At 67.9% G+C, this 19,132-nt stretch carries 17 protein-coding genes; 8 read left to right on the top strand and 9 right to left on the bottom strand.

The features are described 5' to 3' along the window. A complete protein-coding gene (locus OG474_RS31340; RefSeq protein WP_405057205.1) occupies positions 1–975 on the top strand; it encodes a GNAT family N-acetyltransferase in 975 nt (324 codons plus the stop codon). Here the strand turns inward: OG474_RS31340 and OG474_RS31335 are convergent. Beyond that, positions 972–1,514, bottom strand: coding sequence for a hypothetical protein (locus tag OG474_RS31335; protein WP_405057204.1), 543 nt, complete (start codon positions 1,512–1,514; stop codon positions 972–974). The genes OG474_RS31340 and OG474_RS31335 overlap by 4 nt on opposite strands. Here OG474_RS31335 and OG474_RS31330 point away from each other — a divergent pair. The 7 genes from OG474_RS31330 (at position 1,513) to OG474_RS31300 (ending at position 9,033) form a co-directional block, all read left to right on the top strand. Beyond that, positions 1,513–2,232 carry a tyrosine-protein phosphatase gene (locus tag OG474_RS31330; protein ID WP_405057203.1) on the top strand — a complete coding sequence of 240 codons (720 nt, stop codon included), beginning with the start codon at positions 1,513–1,515 and terminating at the stop codon, positions 2,230–2,232. The two genes, OG474_RS31335 and OG474_RS31330, sit on opposite strands and share 2 nt — an antisense overlap. 174 nt (positions 2,233–2,406) lie before the next feature. Continuing rightward, a complete protein-coding gene (locus OG474_RS31325; protein ID WP_405057202.1) occupies positions 2,407–2,784 on the top strand; it encodes a hypothetical protein in 378 nt (125 codons plus the stop codon). Between the two features lie 95 nt (positions 2,785–2,879). Then, positions 2,880–4,019, top strand: coding sequence for a hypothetical protein (locus OG474_RS31320; protein WP_405057201.1), 1,140 nt, complete (start codon positions 2,880–2,882; stop codon positions 4,017–4,019). Then, complete coding sequence (locus OG474_RS31315) at positions 4,016–5,044, top strand: serine/threonine-protein kinase (protein ID WP_405057200.1); 1,029 nt, start codon at positions 4,016–4,018, stop codon at positions 5,042–5,044. The genes OG474_RS31320 and OG474_RS31315 overlap by 4 nt, the downstream gene beginning before the upstream one ends. Further along, positions 5,041–5,670: a hypothetical protein gene (locus OG474_RS31310; protein WP_405057199.1), complete on the top strand. Its 630-nt coding sequence runs from the start codon at positions 5,041–5,043 to the stop codon at positions 5,668–5,670. The genes OG474_RS31315 and OG474_RS31310 overlap by 4 nt, the downstream gene beginning before the upstream one ends. After that, positions 5,663–8,146, top strand: a complete 2,484-nt coding sequence (locus OG474_RS31305; protein ID WP_405057198.1) for an Hsp70 family protein — start codon at positions 5,663–5,665, stop codon at positions 8,144–8,146. The genes OG474_RS31310 and OG474_RS31305 overlap by 8 nt, the downstream gene beginning before the upstream one ends. After that, a complete protein-coding gene (locus OG474_RS31300; protein WP_405057197.1) occupies positions 8,143–9,033 on the top strand; it encodes a hypothetical protein in 891 nt (296 codons plus the stop codon). The genes OG474_RS31305 and OG474_RS31300 overlap by 4 nt, the downstream gene beginning before the upstream one ends. A 637-nt stretch (positions 9,034–9,670) precedes the next feature. On the opposite strand, the gene OG474_RS31295 is transcribed toward OG474_RS31300, so the two are convergent. From OG474_RS31295 to OG474_RS31260, 8 genes are all read right to left on the bottom strand, one after another. Beyond that, a complete protein-coding gene (locus OG474_RS31295; protein ID WP_405057196.1) occupies positions 9,671–11,602 on the bottom strand; it encodes a TIGR03960 family B12-binding radical SAM protein in 1,932 nt (643 codons plus the stop codon). A 366-nt stretch (positions 11,603–11,968) separates the two neighbouring features. Further along, the gene (locus tag OG474_RS31290) at positions 11,969–12,412 is read right to left on the bottom strand and encodes a carboxymuconolactone decarboxylase family protein (RefSeq protein WP_405057195.1); all 444 of its coding nucleotides are present in this window, start codon (positions 12,410–12,412) and stop codon (positions 11,969–11,971) included. Positions 12,413–12,466: 54 nt separating this feature from the next. Then, positions 12,467–13,216, bottom strand: a complete 750-nt coding sequence (locus OG474_RS31285) for a hypothetical protein (protein WP_405057194.1) — start codon at positions 13,214–13,216, stop codon at positions 12,467–12,469. 80 nt (positions 13,217–13,296) lie between these two features. Then, positions 13,297–14,463 carry a rod shape-determining protein RodA gene (gene rodA / locus OG474_RS31280; protein WP_405057193.1) on the bottom strand — a complete coding sequence of 389 codons (1,167 nt, stop codon included), beginning with the start codon at positions 14,461–14,463 and terminating at the stop codon, positions 13,297–13,299. After that, positions 14,463–16,520 (bottom strand): penicillin-binding protein 2, encoded by a 2,058-nt coding sequence (gene mrdA, locus OG474_RS31275; protein WP_405057192.1) that lies wholly within the window; start codon positions 16,518–16,520, stop codon positions 14,463–14,465. The genes rodA and mrdA overlap by 1 nt, the downstream gene beginning before the upstream one ends. Beyond that, positions 16,510–17,049 (bottom strand): rod shape-determining protein MreD, encoded by a 540-nt coding sequence (gene mreD / locus OG474_RS31270; RefSeq protein WP_405057191.1) that lies wholly within the window; start codon positions 17,047–17,049, stop codon positions 16,510–16,512. The genes mrdA and mreD overlap by 11 nt, the downstream gene beginning before the upstream one ends. Before the next feature lie 2 nt (positions 17,050–17,051). After that, a complete protein-coding gene (gene mreC, locus OG474_RS31265; protein WP_405057189.1) occupies positions 17,052–17,984 on the bottom strand; it encodes a rod shape-determining protein MreC in 933 nt (310 codons plus the stop codon). Between the two features lie 2 nt (positions 17,985–17,986). Further along, complete coding sequence (locus tag OG474_RS31260; RefSeq protein WP_132413477.1) at positions 17,987–19,015, bottom strand: rod shape-determining protein; 1,029 nt, start codon at positions 19,013–19,015, stop codon at positions 17,987–17,989. Between the last annotated feature and the right edge of the window lie 117 nt (positions 19,016–19,132).

The raw sequence follows: 19,132 nt of genomic DNA, 5'->3' as shown, positions 1-19,132 counted from the left end.
ATGGACATCGTGCTGGTGGACGGGCAGGACGCTGCGGCGTTCGATCAGTTCTACAAGGTCAAGTACGACGCTCGGATGGAGCTGAAATTCCCAGTCTGCAACGGGCTTGAGGAAGCCCGGGCAGCGGTGACCGGGACGCATGCAGAGTTCCGCGCCGATGGGGTCGGGCTGGTTGAGGACGGCGTCTGGGTCGGGGTGGCCTGGTTCGACTGGTGGCTGCTGGGGACGAGGGACACGGTCGATGTAGAGATCGCCGTCGTACCGGAGTGGCGACGACGCGGGGTGGCCTCGCGGTTGCTGGAGGTTGCGGTCGAGCGGGCCCGGGGTGACTCCCGACGGGTGCTGGTCGGCAGCGATCTGGCCGGGGATCCGGTGACCGGAGAGAGCGCCGGTACGGCGTTCGCGGCCGCCCGCGGGTTTGTCCGCAAGCACGCGGAGTTGCACCAGGTCCTCGAACTCCCGATCCCGATCGCGCCGAAACCCGTTACTGGGTACGAGATTGTGCAGTGGCGGGAGCACGCACCGGATGAGTGGATCGAGCAGTTCGCCGATCTCCAGACCGGAATGGATGCGGACGTGCCGGCCGGTGAACGCACCACGGACACCGTGACCTGGACGCCGGCGCTGATTCGCGACGCCGAAGCGCGGCGACTAGCTCAAGGACGCTTCACCTACGTCACGGCTGCCGTCCACACCGCGAGCGGCGAACTCGCGGCGTACACACAAATGGGCGGCACCCCGGAGACGCCCGACCGACTGCTTCAGTACGACACCTACGTCCGGCGCTCCCACCGCGGGCACGGCCTCGGCCTCGCCGTGAAGGCACCCAACCTCCAAGCCCTGCAGACCGGCATCGGGCGCCCTGCAGTCCTGCACACCTGGAACGCCCCCGAGAACACCCCGATGATTGCCGTCAACAACAAACTCGGCTTCCGTCCGATCGCCCAGCGAACGGCCTGGGAGCTCAACGTCTAAGCGAAGGTCCAGGTTGGGTGGGTGGCTTGCAGCAAGGGCTGGTGGCCGGACCAGTCTCGGGCTGGTAGTGGGGTGACGTCGAGTAGGTCGGGGCGGCCGGCGTGGAGGTTGTAGCCCCAGGAGAAGGCGGCGAGGGGCTCTACGACGTGGGAGCGGATGACGTCGGGTACGACGACGAGGAAGGTCGAGGCTCGCCAGGTTCCGTCGGGGTGATCGGGGTTGGCGGGGGCGTCGAAGAAGGTCGGTAGGTAGCCGTAGGTGTAGAAGGGGTCGACAGGCGACAGGTTCGGGACGAGGTCGATCGTGACGTCGTCACCACGGGTGATCACCTGGATCCAGCCCATGATCGCCTCGATGCCCTGGCCGTGATAGCGCAGGCCCGCCGTACAGATCGGGAAGCCGCGGAAGGCCTCGGCGTCCAGGTCGGGGACGACGAGTTGATGCCCGGAGGCCCACGGATCGTCGTTCGGTACGACGCGCACCGAGATCAGCCCACGGTGCCCGCGGGTCTCGAACGGGAGGGACAACTCTCGGCGCATGCCTCAACCGTATGCTGCGGGTGTGTGGAGCCGCTGCCTGAACGCTCGTGACCTCGGTGGATTCCCGACCCGGTACGGCGTTCCGACCGCCGCCGGCGCGCTGTTCCGGACCGACAGCCCCGAGCTGCTGGACTCGCCTGGGCACACGGAGTTCGTGGCCGTTGACGCCGGGTTGATCCTCGATCTGCGGTCCGACTGGGAGCTGAAGGAACCGCATCCGTTCGCGGACGATCCGTCGTACCGGCGGATCCCGTGGATCGACCCGGCCGCCGAGGCACTGCGCGATCCGGCCGCTGAGCCGAACCTGGTGGACGTCTACCGGAACAGCCTGAGCCGGAACGCGGCCAACATCAGCCGCATCTTCCAGGCGATCGCGGATGCCCCATCGGATCGACCGGTGATCGTGCACTGCCGCGCTGGCAAGGACCGCACCGGGCTGGCGGTCGCATTGCTGCTTGAGCTCGTCGGAGTCCCCCGCGACGCGATCGCCGCGGACTATGCGATCAGTGAGGTCAACCTCGGCCTGCAGGACGGGCCGGATGTCTCGCGGACCCGACCGGAGACGATCCTCGGTTCGCTCGAGCATGTCGACGGTCAGCTCGGCGGAATCCGCACCTACCTGACCGGACTCGGTCTCACCGAAGCGCAGCTCCACAGACTGGCCAGTCGCCTGCTGCCGGTCGACGCACAGGCGGTGGCGTCCGACTTCGACTGTTGATGGACGCCGAGTCGACCATGGTCGAGAGCTAGCAGGCCGCGTGGGAGCTGGGTAGTACCGCCGATCTGCCGCTCGGCGAACTGGTCTTATCAACCGTATCGAAAGGCTCGACGCCGGTAATCCAGTGACCTAATCTGCTGCTCTTCTGTTAATTGATAACCGAAGGGACTGGGGATGAGGAAACTTCTGGTCATGGCAGTCGCCGCGGCGGCGGCTGCGGTGGGTCTGGTGGCACCGGTACAGGCACAGGCGAGCACGGCCGGCACACAGGCCTGCGATCTCTACATCTCGCGGGGCGTCTACACGAGCGCCGAGATGTTGTACGTCGCTGTCTCGCTGGACGGCTGCTCGACCAGCGTGATGGAGGTCCGGGTCGAGCTGTGGCGCGCGGACAGCAAGACCGGCCCCTTCACCAAGTTCGACGAGACGTACGCGTACTCCGGCGGTGGGGCCTGGTTCGGTCCTGGTACCGACTGCGGTTGGTGGAAGGGCGTCGCCTACTGGCAGGACCAGGTCGAGACCACTCCGGACGTCCTGTTCGCCTGCAGCTGACGGGTAGTTGACACGGGGCCCGTTGTCCCGCGGGCCCCGTGTCCTCTTGAGGTCAACCAGCACCACGGGCGGTGTCCGGCCGCGACCATCGTGGCGTGACCAATGCCGTCGTGACCGCGTTGCGGGAGATCGCCAACCGCGATCTCTATCAGCGCAACGCTTTCCACGTCACGAACCTGAACACCAGTGTGGACCGCCGTACGACGCGACGCCGCCAGCAGCACGTGATCGCCGTACTCGAGGCCGGTGCCGATCTGGAGACAACTGGATCCACCGATCCGGACGAACTGCGGCTCGCGTTCGACCGCCTGCTCGGTGATCCGCGCCGACGGCTCGTCGACGAGGTCTTCGGCGAGTGGGGCCGTCCGGACGGCGAGTGCGGCTGTGACACCCCAGTCCACCAAGCACATGACGAGGCGGTCTACGCACACGCCAGTGCGATCGAACTGCTCATCACCGCACCGCCACCACCCACGTCGCCGCAGCCCCCGGTCCGTGCGTCCTGGGAGCGGGCCGCCGAGCGGTGGACTGCTGCGCTACAGGACCCACAGTTCTGGCAGCACCTGCGCAACCGGGTCCTCGCCCTCGATGACTGGCAGCTGGCCGCCAGTGCGGTCGACCAGATCCGCAGTGAGCTGCCCAGGGCCCTGACCGGTCCCCTGCTCGACCTGGCGGCCTCTGGCGACTACACCGACCGCACAGCGCGGATGCTGCAGCAGTGGCAGATCCCCGGCACCCAGACCGAGCAGTGGGTGCTGGACACCTTGCGTCCGCAGTACGAGCGGACCGAAGACGCCGTCGTACAGCTGCTCCGGCGACAGCAGAACTCTCCCGACGAGGTAGACGGCGTCATCGCCGAGCTGGAGCGCAGTGTGCTGCCCAGCTACCGGCGGTTGCAGGTCCTGCTGCCCTCAGTGGCTTTCCAGCGGACGCTGACACTGCGCGACGACATCGCGCTCGTCTATCACAACGGTGCGGTCGAGATCGTCAACCACATCGGGACGGACCCACGGGTCGGCCCGTGGCTGCGGCAGGCCGAGGGCTACGCCGCCGGTGCGGAGATGCAGGCGAAGCTCGCTGAGACGGCGCAGGTCTACACCCTGATGGACCTGGCCAAGGATCGCCCGGCGGCGCAGCAGAAGGCGAATGCCGACGCCGAGGGCTGCGGCTGCCTGATCTTCGGGCTGGTGATTCTCGCCGTAGTGATCTACGTGCTGATCAAGGTCCTCTCATGACGGCCCTGCTGGATCCGGGCGACCGGGTCGGAGAAGCGCTGGTGGTGGACCGGCGACTCGGGTCAGGTGCGTTCGGTGAGGTCTACCGGGTGCGGCACGAGCATCTCGGGCTGCAGGCGATGAAGGTGTTCCGCGAGGTGACGTCGATCGAAGGCACCGACGAGTTGCTGGAAGAGGCGCGGCTGCTGTCGACACTCGGTCACCCCAACATCGTTCGCCTCTTCGATGCCGGCGTCGTACCGACCAGCGAGGGCCAGCGCGGGTACTTCACCATGGAGTACGTCTCGGGTGGCACTCTGCAGCAGCTGGCCGATGGCTACCGCCCGGCGCTACCGGTCGAGCTCGCCGTACAGGTGATCGAGCAGCTCGCCTCCGGGCTGGCCGCGGCTCACGAACGGACGCCGCCGATCCTGCATCGCGATCTGACACTGGCGAACGTCATGTACGGCTACGACGGTCAGCGGCTCCGGATCCGGATCTCCGACTTCGGGCTGGCGAAGAGCGCCAACCCGATCACCATGCTGGCGAGCGCGCAGGGCACCTACGTCTTCATGGCTCCTGAGGTACTGCGGGACTTCGGCTACTCGACCGCATCGGACGTCTGGTCGATCGGAGTGATCGGCTACCTGCTGCTGACCGGACTGCTCCCGTACGACGACGGCACGGACATCACCGCGTGGTCGAAGACCCGGTACGAGCGTCGCCCGCATCCCCCGAGTGCCTTCGATCCGCGGATCGACGAGGTGCTGGACCGCATCGTGCTGGCAGCACTCGCGCCTGTCCCCCGCGATCGGACCGAGTCCGCAGTCGTGCTGGCCGAGCAGCTCGCGGAGTGGCGCCGTACGACGAAGACGCCGTCCGAACGCGCACAGGAGCTGGCTGACGAGGCCGTGGCGCTGGCGACCGAGGTGGGGTCGCTGGAGCGCGCAGTGGCATTGATGGAAGAGGCGTTCGTGCTGTCACCGGATCTGCGCTTGCAGTACTGGCTGGACGTGGCACGGTGGCGGAGAGGAGTCATCTGGTGAGCGGGCAGACAAGAGCCTGGTTCCGGCAGTGGCGGCAGCATCGCGAGATCCGGATCGCGGAGCCGACGTTCAGCGAGGAGCAGTGCCGGGAGCTGGCCGAGCTGGTCACTCTGCTCGACCGCCTGCCACCGCCTGCACCACCAGCTCCAGACGCTCCGTCAGCTCCATCAGCGCAGGCAGCTTCATCAGTGCAGGCAGCTCCGGAAGAGGACACCAAGGCGCTGGCTGAAGCGGCGACGAGTCTGTGGCGGGCGCAGCGGAAGCTGACGCAGGCCGGGCGCTCGGCCGAGAACCGGCAGACCGGCCGCTACCTGCGCGCCTGCGCCGAGGCCCTGGCATCGGCCGGACTGGTCGTGCAGGAACACGACGGTACGACGTTCAACGCCGGTCGGGCGCTCGATGTCCTTGTTTACCAGGACGATCCGGCCGTGACCGAGGAGACGATCGTCGAGACCGTGCGCCCGTCGGTCTACTACCACGACCAGCAGATCCAGCGCGGCGAAGTGATCGTCGCCCGGCCCCTGAGCGAAGCAGCACCGGGCGAATCAGCACTGAGCGAATCAGCACCGGGCGAATCAGCACCGAATGACGACGAGGCGACAAAGGTAGGCGACGGATATGCGTGACACGATCGACTTCGGGATCGACCTGGGGACCACGAACAGCGCGCTGGCGGTGGCCGGCGACGACGACGTACGGATCCTGAAGAACAACGACGACCAGTCCGACATCACGCCGTCGGCGGTCTGGCTACCGAAGGCCGACACGGTCTGGGTCGGCCGCCGGGCGCGGCACCGCGCCGAGACGGATCCGGAGAACGTCGCGATCGAGTTCAAGCTCGAGATGGGGCTCGCGGACGCGACCCGGACGTTCGGGAAGGCCGGGGTGACGCTGAGCGCGCCGCAACTGTCGGCCGAGGTGCTCAAGACGCTCCGCGCCGACGCCGCCCGGTACGCCGGTAGCGCCCCGGACTCGGTGGTGATCACGGTCCCGGCCGCGTTCGCGCTGAACCAGAACAAGGCGACCCTGGAGGCCGCGCGGCTGGCCGGGTTCACGGGTTCGGTGCCGCTGCTGCAGGAGCCGACGGCGGCCGCGTTCGCGTACGGCTTCGAGGATGCGGACGAACGCGCGTACTGGATGGTCTTCGACTTCGGCGGCGGGACGTTCGACGCGGCCGTGGTCAGCAAGCGGGACGGCGACCTGCGCGTCCTCAATCACGCGGGCGATCCGTACCTGGGCGGCAAGCTGATCGACTGGGCGGTCGTCGAGCGACTGCTGGCACCTGCGGCCGCGCGCGATCTCGGCCTCAAGGACTTCCGTCGCGACAACCCGATCTGGCGCGGCAACTTCGGCCGGCTCAAGCAGGCCGCCGAGCAGGCCAAGATCCAGCTGTCCAGTCGCGATCACGCCGAACTCCTCCTGGAGCTGGTGATCGACGGTTCCGAGGAGAGCTTCGAGTTCACGCTGACCAAGGAAGCGCTGGACGGCGTCGCGATGCCGTACTACTCCCGCGCGGTGAACCTGTGCCGCGAGGCGTTGACCGACAGCGGTCTCGGCGCCGACAAGATCGATCGACTCCTCCTGGTTGGCGGAGCCACACTGGCGCCCGGGCTGCGCGAGATGCTCGGCGACCCGGTGCACGGGCTGCAGATGGAGCTCGACACCCGGATCGACCCGACCACTGTCGTGGCGCGCGGCGCGGCGATCTTCGCCGGAACCATGCGCCGGCCGGCCTCGGAGTCGGTGGTGCGCGCCGTCGGCGAGTACGGCGTCGAGCTCGCCTACGAGCCAAGCGCGACAACCACTCAGCCAACAGTGGCCGGTCGACTGAGCGGACCGGCTGGTGACGTCGACTGGACCGGACACAGCGTTGTGATCGCGAACCCCGAAGGCCGGCCGCCGTTCCGGACCGGCCGCGTCGCCGTGAACCGGGTCGGCGCCTTCGCCACCGAGGTCGAGCTCGACGAGCACCGGACCTCGCGGTTCATCATCGAGCTGTACGACGGGAACGGCGCACCGCTGCCGCTGGCCGGTGGGACCTTCGGGATCACCCATCGCGATGTCGAGTTCGGCGGCGCGCGGTTGACGCACTCGCTCGGGATCGCGCTGGCGGATCAGAAGTTCTCCGCGCTCGTCCGCAAGGGGACGGCGGTTCCGACGCGGGTCCGCGAGATCTTCCGTACGTCGCACGCGTTCAACCGCTCCGACCCCGAGGCGCTGGTCCGGATCCCTGTGGTGCAAGGCGAACGGGCCCGGGCCGACCGGAACCGGCAGGTCGGCATGCTGCAGATCCGGCCGGTCGACATCCGGATCGACCTGCCCGCCGGGACCGAGGTCGAGGTCACCTTCGAGGTCGACGAATCGAACCTGGTCACGGTGGTGGCCGACGTACCGCTGATCCAGGCGCAGTTCGAGGCGGAGATCGACCTCGACGACATCCGTACGCCGGATGCCGGGGCGCTGGCCGATGAGCTGGCCGAGGTCGAGCGGCGGATCGCGGACGCGCAGCGGAACGCGTCGACGAGCCCCGAGGTCGAGCAGCGACTGGCTCGGCTGCAGGAGGAGGGCACGCTGGCGACGGCACGCGAGCAGGTCCGCGCGGCCTCCGCGGATGCCGGAGCCGCGGTCACGGCCGAGGATCGGTTGCGGGAGGTGCAGGCGCAGCTGGACGACATCGACGAGGCGGCGACGCGACCGGCCAAGGAGCGTGAGCTGCGCGAGGTGCTCTCCGAGGCCGAGGAGTTGACCGAGCACGTCGGCCGCGCGAGTGACCGCGCCGAGCTGGCCGATCTGCGAACCAGGGCTCAGGATGCGATCGACCGCAAGGACATCCGGTCGATCGAGCGGGAGACCGAGCAGGTTGTGTCGTACCTGATCGGGCTCGAACGACGGCAGCCCGGGTTCGTGATCCGGCTCTTCAACCAGCTGGCGCTGGACACCTCGTCGATGCGACCCGCGGCCGAAGCGCGTCGCCTGATCGCGGCGGGCCGGACGGCCGCAGCCCGCGGTGACGAGCGCGAGCTGATGGTCGTCTGCCAGCAGCTCGTCCGCCTCCTCCCCCAGTCCGAGCAGAGCACCGTCGTGGGTCTGGTCCGCTCATGAACCCACTCGCGACCCAGCTCGCCCTGTCCCAGGCAGCGCACGCTGCTCGGCGCGGCGAGTTGGCCGAGGCACTGGAGTTGTTGGAGGGGCTGGAATCCGCTGAGGCAGCGGACCTGCGAGCCCGCGTGCTCGCTCAGCTCGGCCGCTGGCAGGAAGCCGACGACGCCTGGGCCGCGTCGGCCGACCGATCACCCCACCTCCATCCCGGGACGGGGATGGAGGTGGGGGCTTCAGCCGGCCGGGCGCTTGCGCAGAAGGTGCTCGCCGGGCGCTCCCGCCAGCGGCCGGTCGCCCGACCGCTCGCTGCGGCAGCCATCGCCGTACTGGCGGTGGGTGGAATCGCGGTGGGAACCGCGTCGGCAGTGAATCGCCCTGCCGCAGTCGTGGCGACGCCCCAGCCTCAGCCCTCTGTGGCGCCGGAAACGGTCACGGTGACGCCGACCGAGCAGTTGGACGAGCTGAATCGACGCCTCGCCGCCGAGAAGGCCAAGGCCGCCGCCCTCGACAAGATCGCCGCCTCGGTGGCCATGCCTGGTGTCACCGTACGGCGGGAGCCCGGTGCGGTGCGGTTGGTCTTCGACCGCGGCCTGTTCAGCTCCGGAGCCACCTTCGCCCCAGGCAGTACCGATCTGCTCGACCGCCTGGCCCCGAAACTCAAGGCGGTCCCCGGAATCACGGTCGTCGGCCAATCGGTCGCCGTACCGGGTGGTGAAGCCAGCGGTGGATCCGGTACGGCGCTCGCCCGGGCGCGGGTCGCCGCCCAGCGACTGGCTGCAGCGGGCCACCTGCCGCTGACGCGGTTGGTGCTCGCCTCAGGCGATCAAGCCCAGCCGCTGTTCACAGGCGAGCCCCGCAACCGCACCGTAAGCCTCCTCCTAACCGCCTGACCGCCCACAACCCGGGGCCATCAACAAGAGCCAGTGGCCGTGAACAAGCAATAACTTGTTCAAGCCCTCCGCCGACTGTCCACTCCCCGAGTTGCGGCCGGGCGCGACTGAGCCCACCGTGCACGAAACCCCGCCGTACCGGCCGCAGTCCCGCCACACCTCGCCCAGTCCCGAACCATCGCAGTTGATGGGTCAGTCCCAAGGCCGGTTAGTTAACGGTGCCGGGGTCAAACACGAGTTCGCCCGCCTAACGTCCGAACGATCGCAGTACATGGTCGGCGTGCTTTCGGACGTTAGCTGCGGTGTCTGCAGGTCGCTGAACCCGGAGTCGCCGACAGAGCGTGGATCCGCTCCCTTTGTGGAACCTCCTTGCCGTTGGGCGCAGATTTGTTACCACAAAGGCGGCTTCGCCCGCCTCCGGCGGCCACTGAACCTTCGGGTACGGCGAGCGCCGAAAAATTACCCCACAGCGTCATCACGTACGCAACGTCCGAAGAACCGGAGGGCGGGCCCTCCGATCGTTCGGACGTTAACGCGGGGGCGGGGCTGATTGACGGGCCCGACAACCCGCTGGCTCGGGGCGGATCGCCATTTGGCGGGCTGACCACGGGGTGGTGGGGAGCGCGTAGGTGGGGGTCTAGACGACCGAGAGCGGTAGCAGTCTCTTCCCGGTCGGGCCGATCTGGATCTCCGTGTTCATCTGCGGGCAGACGCCACAGTCGAAGCACGGGGTCCAGCGGCAGTCCTCGACCTCGAGGCCGCCGTCCTCCTCGAGCGAGTCCTGCCAGTCCTCCCAGAGCCAGTCGCGGTCCAGGCCCGAATCGAGGTGATCCCAGGGCAGGACCTCGGCGTACTCACGCTCGCGCGTCGTGTACCAGGCCAGGTCCACCGGCTCGTCGGCGAGCGCCTTGTCGGCGCAGTCGATCCACCGCTCGTAGGAGAAGTGCTCGCTCCAGCCGTCGAACCGCCCGCCGTCACGCCAGACCGCCTCGATGATCCGGCCGACCCGCCGGTCGCCGCGGGACAGCAGGCCTTCGATGATGCCGGGCTTGCCGTCGTGGTACCGGTAGCCGATCGCCTTCGCGTACTTCTTGTCGGAACGGATCGCCGCGTTCAGCTTCGCCAGCCGCGCGTCGGTCTCCTCGACGCCGAGCTGCGCCGCCCACTGGAACGGCGTGTGCGGCTTCGGAACGAATCCGCCGATCGACACCGTGCAGCGGACGTCGTTGCGGCCGGAGACCTCGCGACCGGTCGCGATCACCTTCTTCGCCAGGTCGGCGATCGCCAGCACGTCCTCGTCGGTCTCGGTCGGCAGGCCGCACATGAAGTACAGCTTCACCTGCCGCCAGCCGTGGCTGTACGCCGCCGCGACCGTCCGGATCAGGTCCTCCTCGGTGACCATCTTGTTGATCACCTTGCGCATCCGGTCCGACCCGCCCTCGGGTGCGAACGTCAGACCGCTGCGCCGGCCGTTGCGGGAGAACTCGTTGGCCAGCGTGATGTTGAACGCGTCGACCCTTGTCGAAGGCAACGACAGCGAGACGTTGCTGCCCTCGTACCGGTCGCCGAGGTCCTTGGCGACCTCCGCGATCTCGCTGTGGTCGGCCGACGACAGGCTGAGCAGGCCGACCTCCTCGAAACCGGTCTTCTTCAGGCCGTTGTCGATCATCGCGCCGATCGTGGTGATGCTGCGCTCCCGCACCGGGCGGGTGATCATCCCGGCCTGGCAGAACCGGCAACCGCGCGTGCAGCCGCGGAAGATCTCCACCGAGAACCGCTCGTGCACGGTCTCGGCCAGCGGCACCAGCGGCTTCTTCGGATACGGCCAGGCGTCCAGATCCATCACCGTGTGCTTCGCGGTGCGGAACGGCACGCCGGAGCGGTTCGGTACGACGCGCTGGATCCGGCCGTCGGCCAGATACTCGACCGTGAAGAACTTGGGCACGTAGACGCCACCGGACTGCGCGAGCCGCATCAGCACCTCGTCGCGGCCGCCCGGGCTGCCCTCGTCCTTCCACTCCTTGATGACGTCGGAGATCTTGAGCACGATCTCCTCACCGTCACCGAGCACCGCCGCGTCCAGGAAGTCCGCGATCGGCTCCGGGTTGAACGCAGCGTGCCCACCCGCGATCACCAGCGGGTCCTCGTCGGTCCGATCCACGGCGTACAGGGGGATGCCGGCCAGGTCGAGCGCGGTCAGCATGTTCGTGTAGCCGAGCTCGGTCGAGAACGACAGCCCGAACACGTCGAACGCCCGCACCGGCCGGTGGCTGTCCAGCGTGAACTGCGGGATCTTGTGCTCCCGCATCACCGCTTCCATGTCCGGCCAGACCGAATACGTCCGCTCGGCGAGCAGGTGCTCACGCTCGTTCAGCACCTCGTACAAGATCTGAACGCCCTGGTTCGGCAGTGCGACCTCATAGGCGTCCGGATACATCAGTGCCCAGCGCACGCTCACCGAGTCCCAGTCCTTGCTGACCGAGTTGAGCTCACCTCCGACGTACTGGATCGGCTTCTGCACACTCGGCAGCAGCGCCTCCAGGCGCGGGAACAGCGATTCGACAGTCATCAGAACTTCCCGGTCGGCAGCAGATCACCTACCAGGTTAGCCCCGAGCACGCTCCACACCTGAATCGACCGCACGGAGGCTCGTCATTCGTGGGCTACCAGGCGCAGGCGGCGATCAGCCCCCGAGGCTGGTCGGCCTCCGGGGCGTCTGCCGGCAGGTGCACTGAGGGGCGGTCCCAGAGCGCGCTGGTCTCCGGTGAGGTGAAGGGGTGGCGCAGCACGACGCGATGTGCCCCGATCTGGACCGGGTGACACTCCGGGCGTTCGCTACACCGCACACTGCTCCCCTTCGTCGACCGCTACCCGCAGAGTACCGGTCCATACCGGTAGAAGTCGACCGTATTACTACTCAAAGGAGGTCAGTGACTCAGACTGTGACCGGCGGCTGGGCGCGGGTGGTGATCGCGAGGCGGTTCCAGAGGTTGATGGTGGCGATCGCGAGGACGACATTCACGGCGCCGTCGTCGCCGAAGTGCTTGGCCGCGTCGTTCCATACGTCGTCGGGGACGCCGTGCTCGCCCAGCTTGGTGACGGCATCGGTCAGGGCGAGGGCCGCGCGCTCGGTCTCGTCGTAGAAGGAGACCTCACGCCAGGCCGCCAGACCGAAGAGGCGCTGGGTGGTCTCGCCTTCCTTGAGGGCGTCCTTGGTGTGCATGTCGATGCAGAAACCACAGCCGTTGATCAGCGAGGCGCGCACCTTGATCAGGTGCAGCACCTTGTGGTCCAGAACGCCCTGGACGTAGTTCTCGACGCCGTACAGGGCCTTCACACCCGCCGGCATGGCCTTCATCATGTCGCTGCGTTGTTCCATACCCACTCGACAAGACGGCCTCGCCCGACGTGACAGCGACCCCGGTGACCTCGATCACGTGGCGGGTTTGAGCACCGCCTGCGCCTTGGTGGCGCCGGCCTCGGCCGCGGCCGCCAGCACGGACTCGTCACCGGCCAGCACACTGACCGACAGCATCACGTCGTTCACTCCGGTGATGAGTGCGGTGAACTCGAGCCCGCGCTTCGGCCCGCTGACACCCATCAGCCGGAAGGCATAAGGCTTGGTCCCGTACGCCGGAGCGGTGAGCTCGTCGACCTGCATCGTCGTGCTGCCTTCACCCTCGGCGCGCATGGTGACCTTCGGGCAGGCCGTGACGGCGTCGGCGTACTTCTCGCGCAGGCTGCCGACCTTCTCCACCGATCCCAGCGAGTCGAAGCTGAAGTCGATGTACGGACCTTCCTGACCACCGGAGAACGAGCGGCTCACGGTCGCCTGCGAGCCCGGCGCCTCGGTGGCGTTCAGATACTTGACCAGGGTCTTGCAGCGGCTGCTCGTCGAGCTGAACGGCTTCGAGCCGTCGTCCGCCTCGTCCTGCTCGCGGGTGAACCCGGCCGGCAGATCGGACAGCTCGAGCAGCGCCTTGGTCAGGTCCGCCTCGGTCCGCACGACCAGCCCTGTCGACGGGTCGGCGGTCGCCGTGACCGCCTCGGGCGGTGTCGAACTCGGAGTCGAAGGAGCCGGAGTCTGCGGGGCGGAAGCCTTGTCGTCGCCCCCACCGCACGCGGTCAGCGTGAAGACGAGGGCAGCGGCGAGAGCAAGGGAGGACGACACGAACCTGGTCATGGAATTCCTCGGTGGCGGAGTCACACCACCCTGTGGACAAACTGTCCACGAGGCGGCCGAGCAGGCAGCAGCGTACCGGATCAGAAGGCGTGTGAGCGCAGGTGGATGTTCTGCAGCAGGCCGACCGCGAGCAGGCCGGCGAACATCGACGAACCACCGTAGGAGACGAAGGGCAACGGCAGGCCGGTGACCGGCATGATTCCGAGCGTCATCCCGATGTTCTCGAAGGCCTGGAACGCGAACCAGCACACGACTCCGGTGGCCACCAGCCGGCCGAACGCGTCGCGGGCGTTGATCGCGATCCGCAGCCCGCGGAACAGGATCAGCGCGAACAGCAGGATGATCGCGCCGGCGCCGATCAGACCGAGCTCCTCCCCCGCCACGGTGAAGACGAAGTCGGTGTGCTGCTCGGGGACGAACGCGTTCTGCGTCTGCCCGCCGTGGAACGGTCCTTGGCCGAACACCCCGCCGTTGCCGATCGCGATCCGGGCCTGGTTCACGTTGTAGCCACTGCCCTGCAGGTCCTGCGACGGGTTGGCGAAGTTCAGGAACCGCTTGAGCTGGTAGTCCTTGAGGATCTGCAGCTTGATCGACAGCGTCGTGATCACGACCCCGGCCGTGACGAGGCCGAGCATCCAGCGTTTCGGTACGCCGGAGACCGCGATGATCCCGAACACGATCGAACCGAGCACCATCACCGTGCCGAGGTCGGGCTGCAGCAGCACCAGCAGGACCGGGATCGCGGCGACCACGACGGCCTGCGCGATGTCGATCGTCCGGGCTGTCTCGTTCCGGTCGGTCTCACCCTTCTCCGCGATCAGCAGCGCCATCCCGACGATCACCGCGAGCTTGGCGAACTCACTCGGCTGGATCGACATCCAGGGCAGCTGGATCCAGGATCGCGAACCGTTGATGACCGCACCGACCCCGGGCACCAGGACCAGGATCAGTCCCACGATCGCACCGGCGTACAGGACCGGGGCGAGCAGGCGGAGGCGGCGCGGATCCGTGACCGCGGCACCGACGGCGAGGATCAGGCCGATCGCGAAGTTCATCGCGTGCCGGATCAGGAAGAAGTGCGGGTTGCCTTCGGTCAGCGACTCGCGGTTGTGGGTCGCGGACCAGATCAGCAAGGCGCCGATCGACGACAGCGCGACCACACCCAGCACGAGGATCCAGTCCACCTGCCAGACGGTCGACCGCCGGTCCACGCGCGGCCTGGTCCGGATCGGGCTCAGGGTCGCCATCACTGCGGCTTCTTCGGATCGGTGGCCGGCGGCGCCGGGGGCTTGATGTCGTACAACGTCTCGTAGATCTTCCGGACCGCCTCACCACCGGCACCCGAACCCGTGCCGGCCTGGCTCAGCATCATCACCACGGCGTAGCGATCGGTGTACGACGCCATCCACGAGGTGGTCTGCTTGCCGTAGACCTCGGCCGTCCCGGTCTTCGCCCGGACCGGGATCTTGTCGAGCGGGAACCCGGTGAACTTCCACGCCGCCGTACCGCTGCGGGCGGTCTCCTTGAGTCCCTTGTCGATGTAGGCCAGGTTGTTGGCCGAGACCGGAAGCTTGGCCTTCACACTCGGCTCGATGACGTGGTTCTTGCCGTTGGCACCCTTCCACGACTCGACGACACGCGGCTCGTACAGGGTGCCGCCGTTCGACAGGGCCGAGTAGACGACCGCCAGCTGGAGCGGCGTGATGATGGTGTCGCCCTGGCCGATCGAGAAGTTGACCGCGTCACCCGCGCGATAGCGGAAGCCGTCGACACAGAACTCCCGGGAGAACTGCTTCAGGAACGCCGAGGTCCCGGCCGGCGGGTTGTCGGCGAGCTTGCAGTAGTAGTCCTTCTGCGAGTCGTAGTAGGTCTTCTTCCACTTGCGGTCCGCGATCCGGCCGCTCGCCTCACCGGGCAGGTCGATCCCGGTCGGGGTGCCGAGGCCGAACTTCTTGGCCATGTCGACGAGCGGGTCCTTCGCGTTGATGTCACCGGAGTTGCCGCCCTCCTTGAGCCACAGGGCGTAGGCGATCCGGTAGAAGAAGGTGTCGCAGGAGATCGCGAGCGCGCGGTCGAAGCCGATCATCCCGTACGAGGCGGACTCGTAGTTCTTGAAGCGGCGGTCACCGACCTCCAGGTACGACGAGCAGTCCAGCCGCGTCTTCGCGCTGTAGCCAGCGCCGAGCGCGGCCGCCGTGGTGATCGGCTTGAACGTCGAACCGGGCGCGAGCTGGGCCTGCAGCGCCCGCGACACCAACGGCGTACCGGACTTGCGTGAGTAGAGCGCATCCAGCTCGCGTTGACTGATCCCGCCCACCCAGACGCCGGGGTCGTAGTCCGGGTAGCTGGCCATCGCCACGACCTGGCCGGTCTTGGTGTCCATCACAACCGCGGCGCCGGAATCCGCGATGTAGTTGCGTTTGGTGATCTTGTCGTACTGCTTGCGCGCATTCAGCAGCGCGCTCTTCAGCTGCGCCTCGACCGAGGACTGGATCCGCGCGTCGATCGAGCTCACGACGGTCGCGCCCGGAGTCGGCGCGGTCTGCTTCTCGATACCGGTCGTGTACCCGACCGCGTCGACGATGACGTCCTTCACGCCGGGAGCACCGCGCAGCATCTGGTCGTACGTCCGCTCGACGCCGGCCCGGCCGACCAGGTCCGAGCGGTGCGGGACCGAGTCCTGCCCGGACTTGTCGATCTTCTCCAGCTCGTCCGTGGTGATCGGCGACAGGTACCCGAGGATGTGCGCCGCGTTCACGTTGAACGGCGCCGGATACGCACGCAGGGTCTGGGAATCGGCGCCGACCCCCGGGAAGTCCTCGCGTCGCTCCATCACCTCGATCGCGACCTGCTCGCTGACGTCCTTGGCGACCGGGATCGGCTGGTACGGCGTTCCGTTCCAGCAGCGGGGTGGCTTCGAGGCACCGGGCTCGCCGCACAGCATCGTGCGGTCCTTGAGCTCCTTCGGGGTCTGGCCGATCACCTTGGCCAGCCGGGCGATCACGTCGGTCTGCTGCTTGTCCGGCAGCTTCGCCAGCACCGACCGATCGACGGTGATCACCAGGGACACCCGGTTGCCGACCAGCGTCCGGCCCTTCGCGTCCACGATCGTGCCGCGCGGCGCGGGCACCAGCACCTGGCGGGTGTGGTTCTGCGTGGCTGCCTGGCTGTAGTCGGCCCTCGACATCACCTGCATGTACCAGAGCCGGGCGAACAGCGTGCAGAACAACGAGAAGACCAGCACACCGATCACATACAGCCGTAATCGCGCCTTCAGCGGGGTCTCGAAGAAATCAAAACTCACGAGTCATCACCCGCCGCTCGCGGGTCGCGGTGAACCGCGACATCAGCCACATCACCAACGGGATCACGACGATCGCCCCGACCACGTCGTACCCAGTGGCGATCCCGATGCGGACCCCGAACTGGCCCCAGTCGACCGAGGGATCGTGCAGCAGCGCGCCGGTGGCCGAGTAGATCAGCAGCGACAGTCCCGAGCCGAAGACAACGGTCAGCGCGACACCGAGCGGACCGACCGGCCCGGCCGAGGTCTCGCGCCGAATCAGACCGGCCACATACCCCGCGATCGCCAGCGCGAGCGCCCAGCGACCGGCGGTATGATCGGCCGGCGGCACGATGTCGAGCAGCAGCCCGCCCACGAACCCGGCGATCGCACCCCACTCCGGGCCGCGCGACAACGCCAGCGCGATCACCACGATCAGCACCAGGTCACAGGTGACACCGGCGACCGCGATGTTCGTCAGCACGGACGTCTGGATGGTGACCGCCAGCATCAGCAGCAGGGCGGCCAAACCGACTCTTAGTGCGATCACGTTTAACTCCCCTTCCCTGCTGTTGTTGACGGCTTGAGTTGTGCGCGCGGCGGGCGAGCCGGCGGACCGGTCACCACTCCCACGGTGTCGATCCGGGTCGGATCGACGTACGGCTTGATCGTCGCGGTGGTCCCGAGGGCACCCGCCGTCGCCGACACCGAGGTCACCTCGCCGATCGGCACGCCGGGAACGTACGGCGCGTTGCCGCTCGAACCCCAGGTGACGATCCGGTCCCCCACCCGGGGCTTGGCCTTCAGGTCGACGAGCTTGTAGTCCAAGGTCCCGGCCAGCTCGCCACGACCGGAGACGAACCCGAGCGCCAACGTCGAGTTCAACCGGCCACCGACCGTGGAGTTACGGTCGCCGATCAGCAACACGGTCGCGGTCGACTGCGTCGTCCGCACCACGCGGCCGACCAGGCCGCTCCCGTTGATCACGGTCATGTCCGCGCGCACGCCATCCGCCGTACCGGCGTCGATCGTGACTGTGTGGTTGAAGCTCTGCAGACTCCCCATCCCGACCACGCGCGCCGGAGTCATGGTGAACTTCGGCGCGAGCCGGAGCAGGCTGTCCAGCTCGCCGGCCCGGTTGCGGGAGTAGTCGGTGGTGTTCAGCTCCTGCCGGAGCCTGTCGTTCTCGCTTTGCAGTTTTTCATTCTCTGCCTTCAACTTATCCGTTTCCGCGAAGCGGTCCCGGAGGTTGTCCACAGGCTGCCGGGCCGAGCTCGCGGTCGACTCCAGCGGGCCGAAGACAGCGGCCGCGCCGGCCCGCAACGGCTCCACCGGCGAACCGGCCGAGCGGCGGGCGTCGAGCACGATCAGCGTGAAACAGGCAAGAATGATGAGCCCGAGAATCGTCCGGCGGCGCCGGATCTCCCGCGGTACCCCGGCCGCCCGGACCAGGCCTCGCGCGGGGGTGCCGAGGTCTTTGAGCATGGTCAGCGCCGGTTGTCGGTGACGAGAATCCGGTTCAGCGTCTCGATGTTGTCGACGCATTTCCCGGCGCCCAGGACGACGGCGTCCAGCGGGTTGTCGGCGACGTGGATCGGGATGCCGGTCTCGTGCCGCAGCCGCTCGTCCATCCCCTTGAGCAGCGCGCCACCGCCGGTCAGCACGATGCCGCGGTCGACGATGTCACCGGCCAGCTCCGGTGGGGTCTTGTCCAGGGTGGCCTTGACCGCGTCGACGATCGCGGTGATCGGCTCCTCGATCGCCTGCCGGATGTTCGCCGAGGAGACCTTCACGGTGCGCGGCAGGCCGGAGATCATGTCCCGGCCGCGGATCTCGCTGTCCGGCCCGTCGGTGGTCGGGAACGCCGACCCGATCGTCATCTTGATCTGCTCCGAGGTGGCCTCGCCGAGCAGCAGCGAGTACTCCTTCTTGCAGTAGTTCACGACCGCCTTGTCGATGGCGTCACCGGCGACCCGGATCGACTGGCTGGTGACGATGCCGCCGAACGAGATGACCGCGACCTCCGTCGTACCGCCGCCGATGTCGACGACCATGTTGCCGGTCGCGTCGCGGACCTCGAGGTTCGAGCCGAGGGCCGCGGCCATCGGCTCCTCGATGATGTAGACCTTGCGGGCGCCGGCCATGTACCCGGCGTCGCGGACCGCGCGCTGCTCGACCGCGGTGATCCCGGACGGCACGCAGACCACGATCCGCGGTTTGGCGAAATACCGGCGCCGGTGCACGCGCTGGATGAAGTAGCGCAGCATCTGCTCGGCGGCGTCGAAGTCGGCGATCACGCCGTCCTTGAGCGGCCGGATCGCGGTGATGTTGCCGGGCGTCCGGCCGATCATCTTCTTCGCCTCGTGACCGAACGCGACCGCTTCGCGCGGTTCGTCGGTCCGGGTCGCGACCACGGACGGTTCGTTCAGGACGACCCCACGCCCTCGCACGTAGACGAGGGTATTAGCCGTTCCGAGGTCGACCGCCATGTCACGGCCCAGCATGCTGTTCGCCATCTCGGGGGCCCTCCACCTGCTCGGGTCCGGGATTCTCAGGCTAAGCGCGGACCCAGCGCCACCCGGGGACCGACACGACCCGCCTGCCCAGCACGCATCGTATCGGTCCCCTCACTC

The organism is Kribbella sp. NBC_01505, from assembly GCF_045040285.1.
GTDB lineage: Bacteria > Actinomycetota > Actinomycetes > Propionibacteriales > Kribbellaceae > Kribbella.
This window is presented reverse-complemented; position numbering and strand designations above follow the sequence as displayed.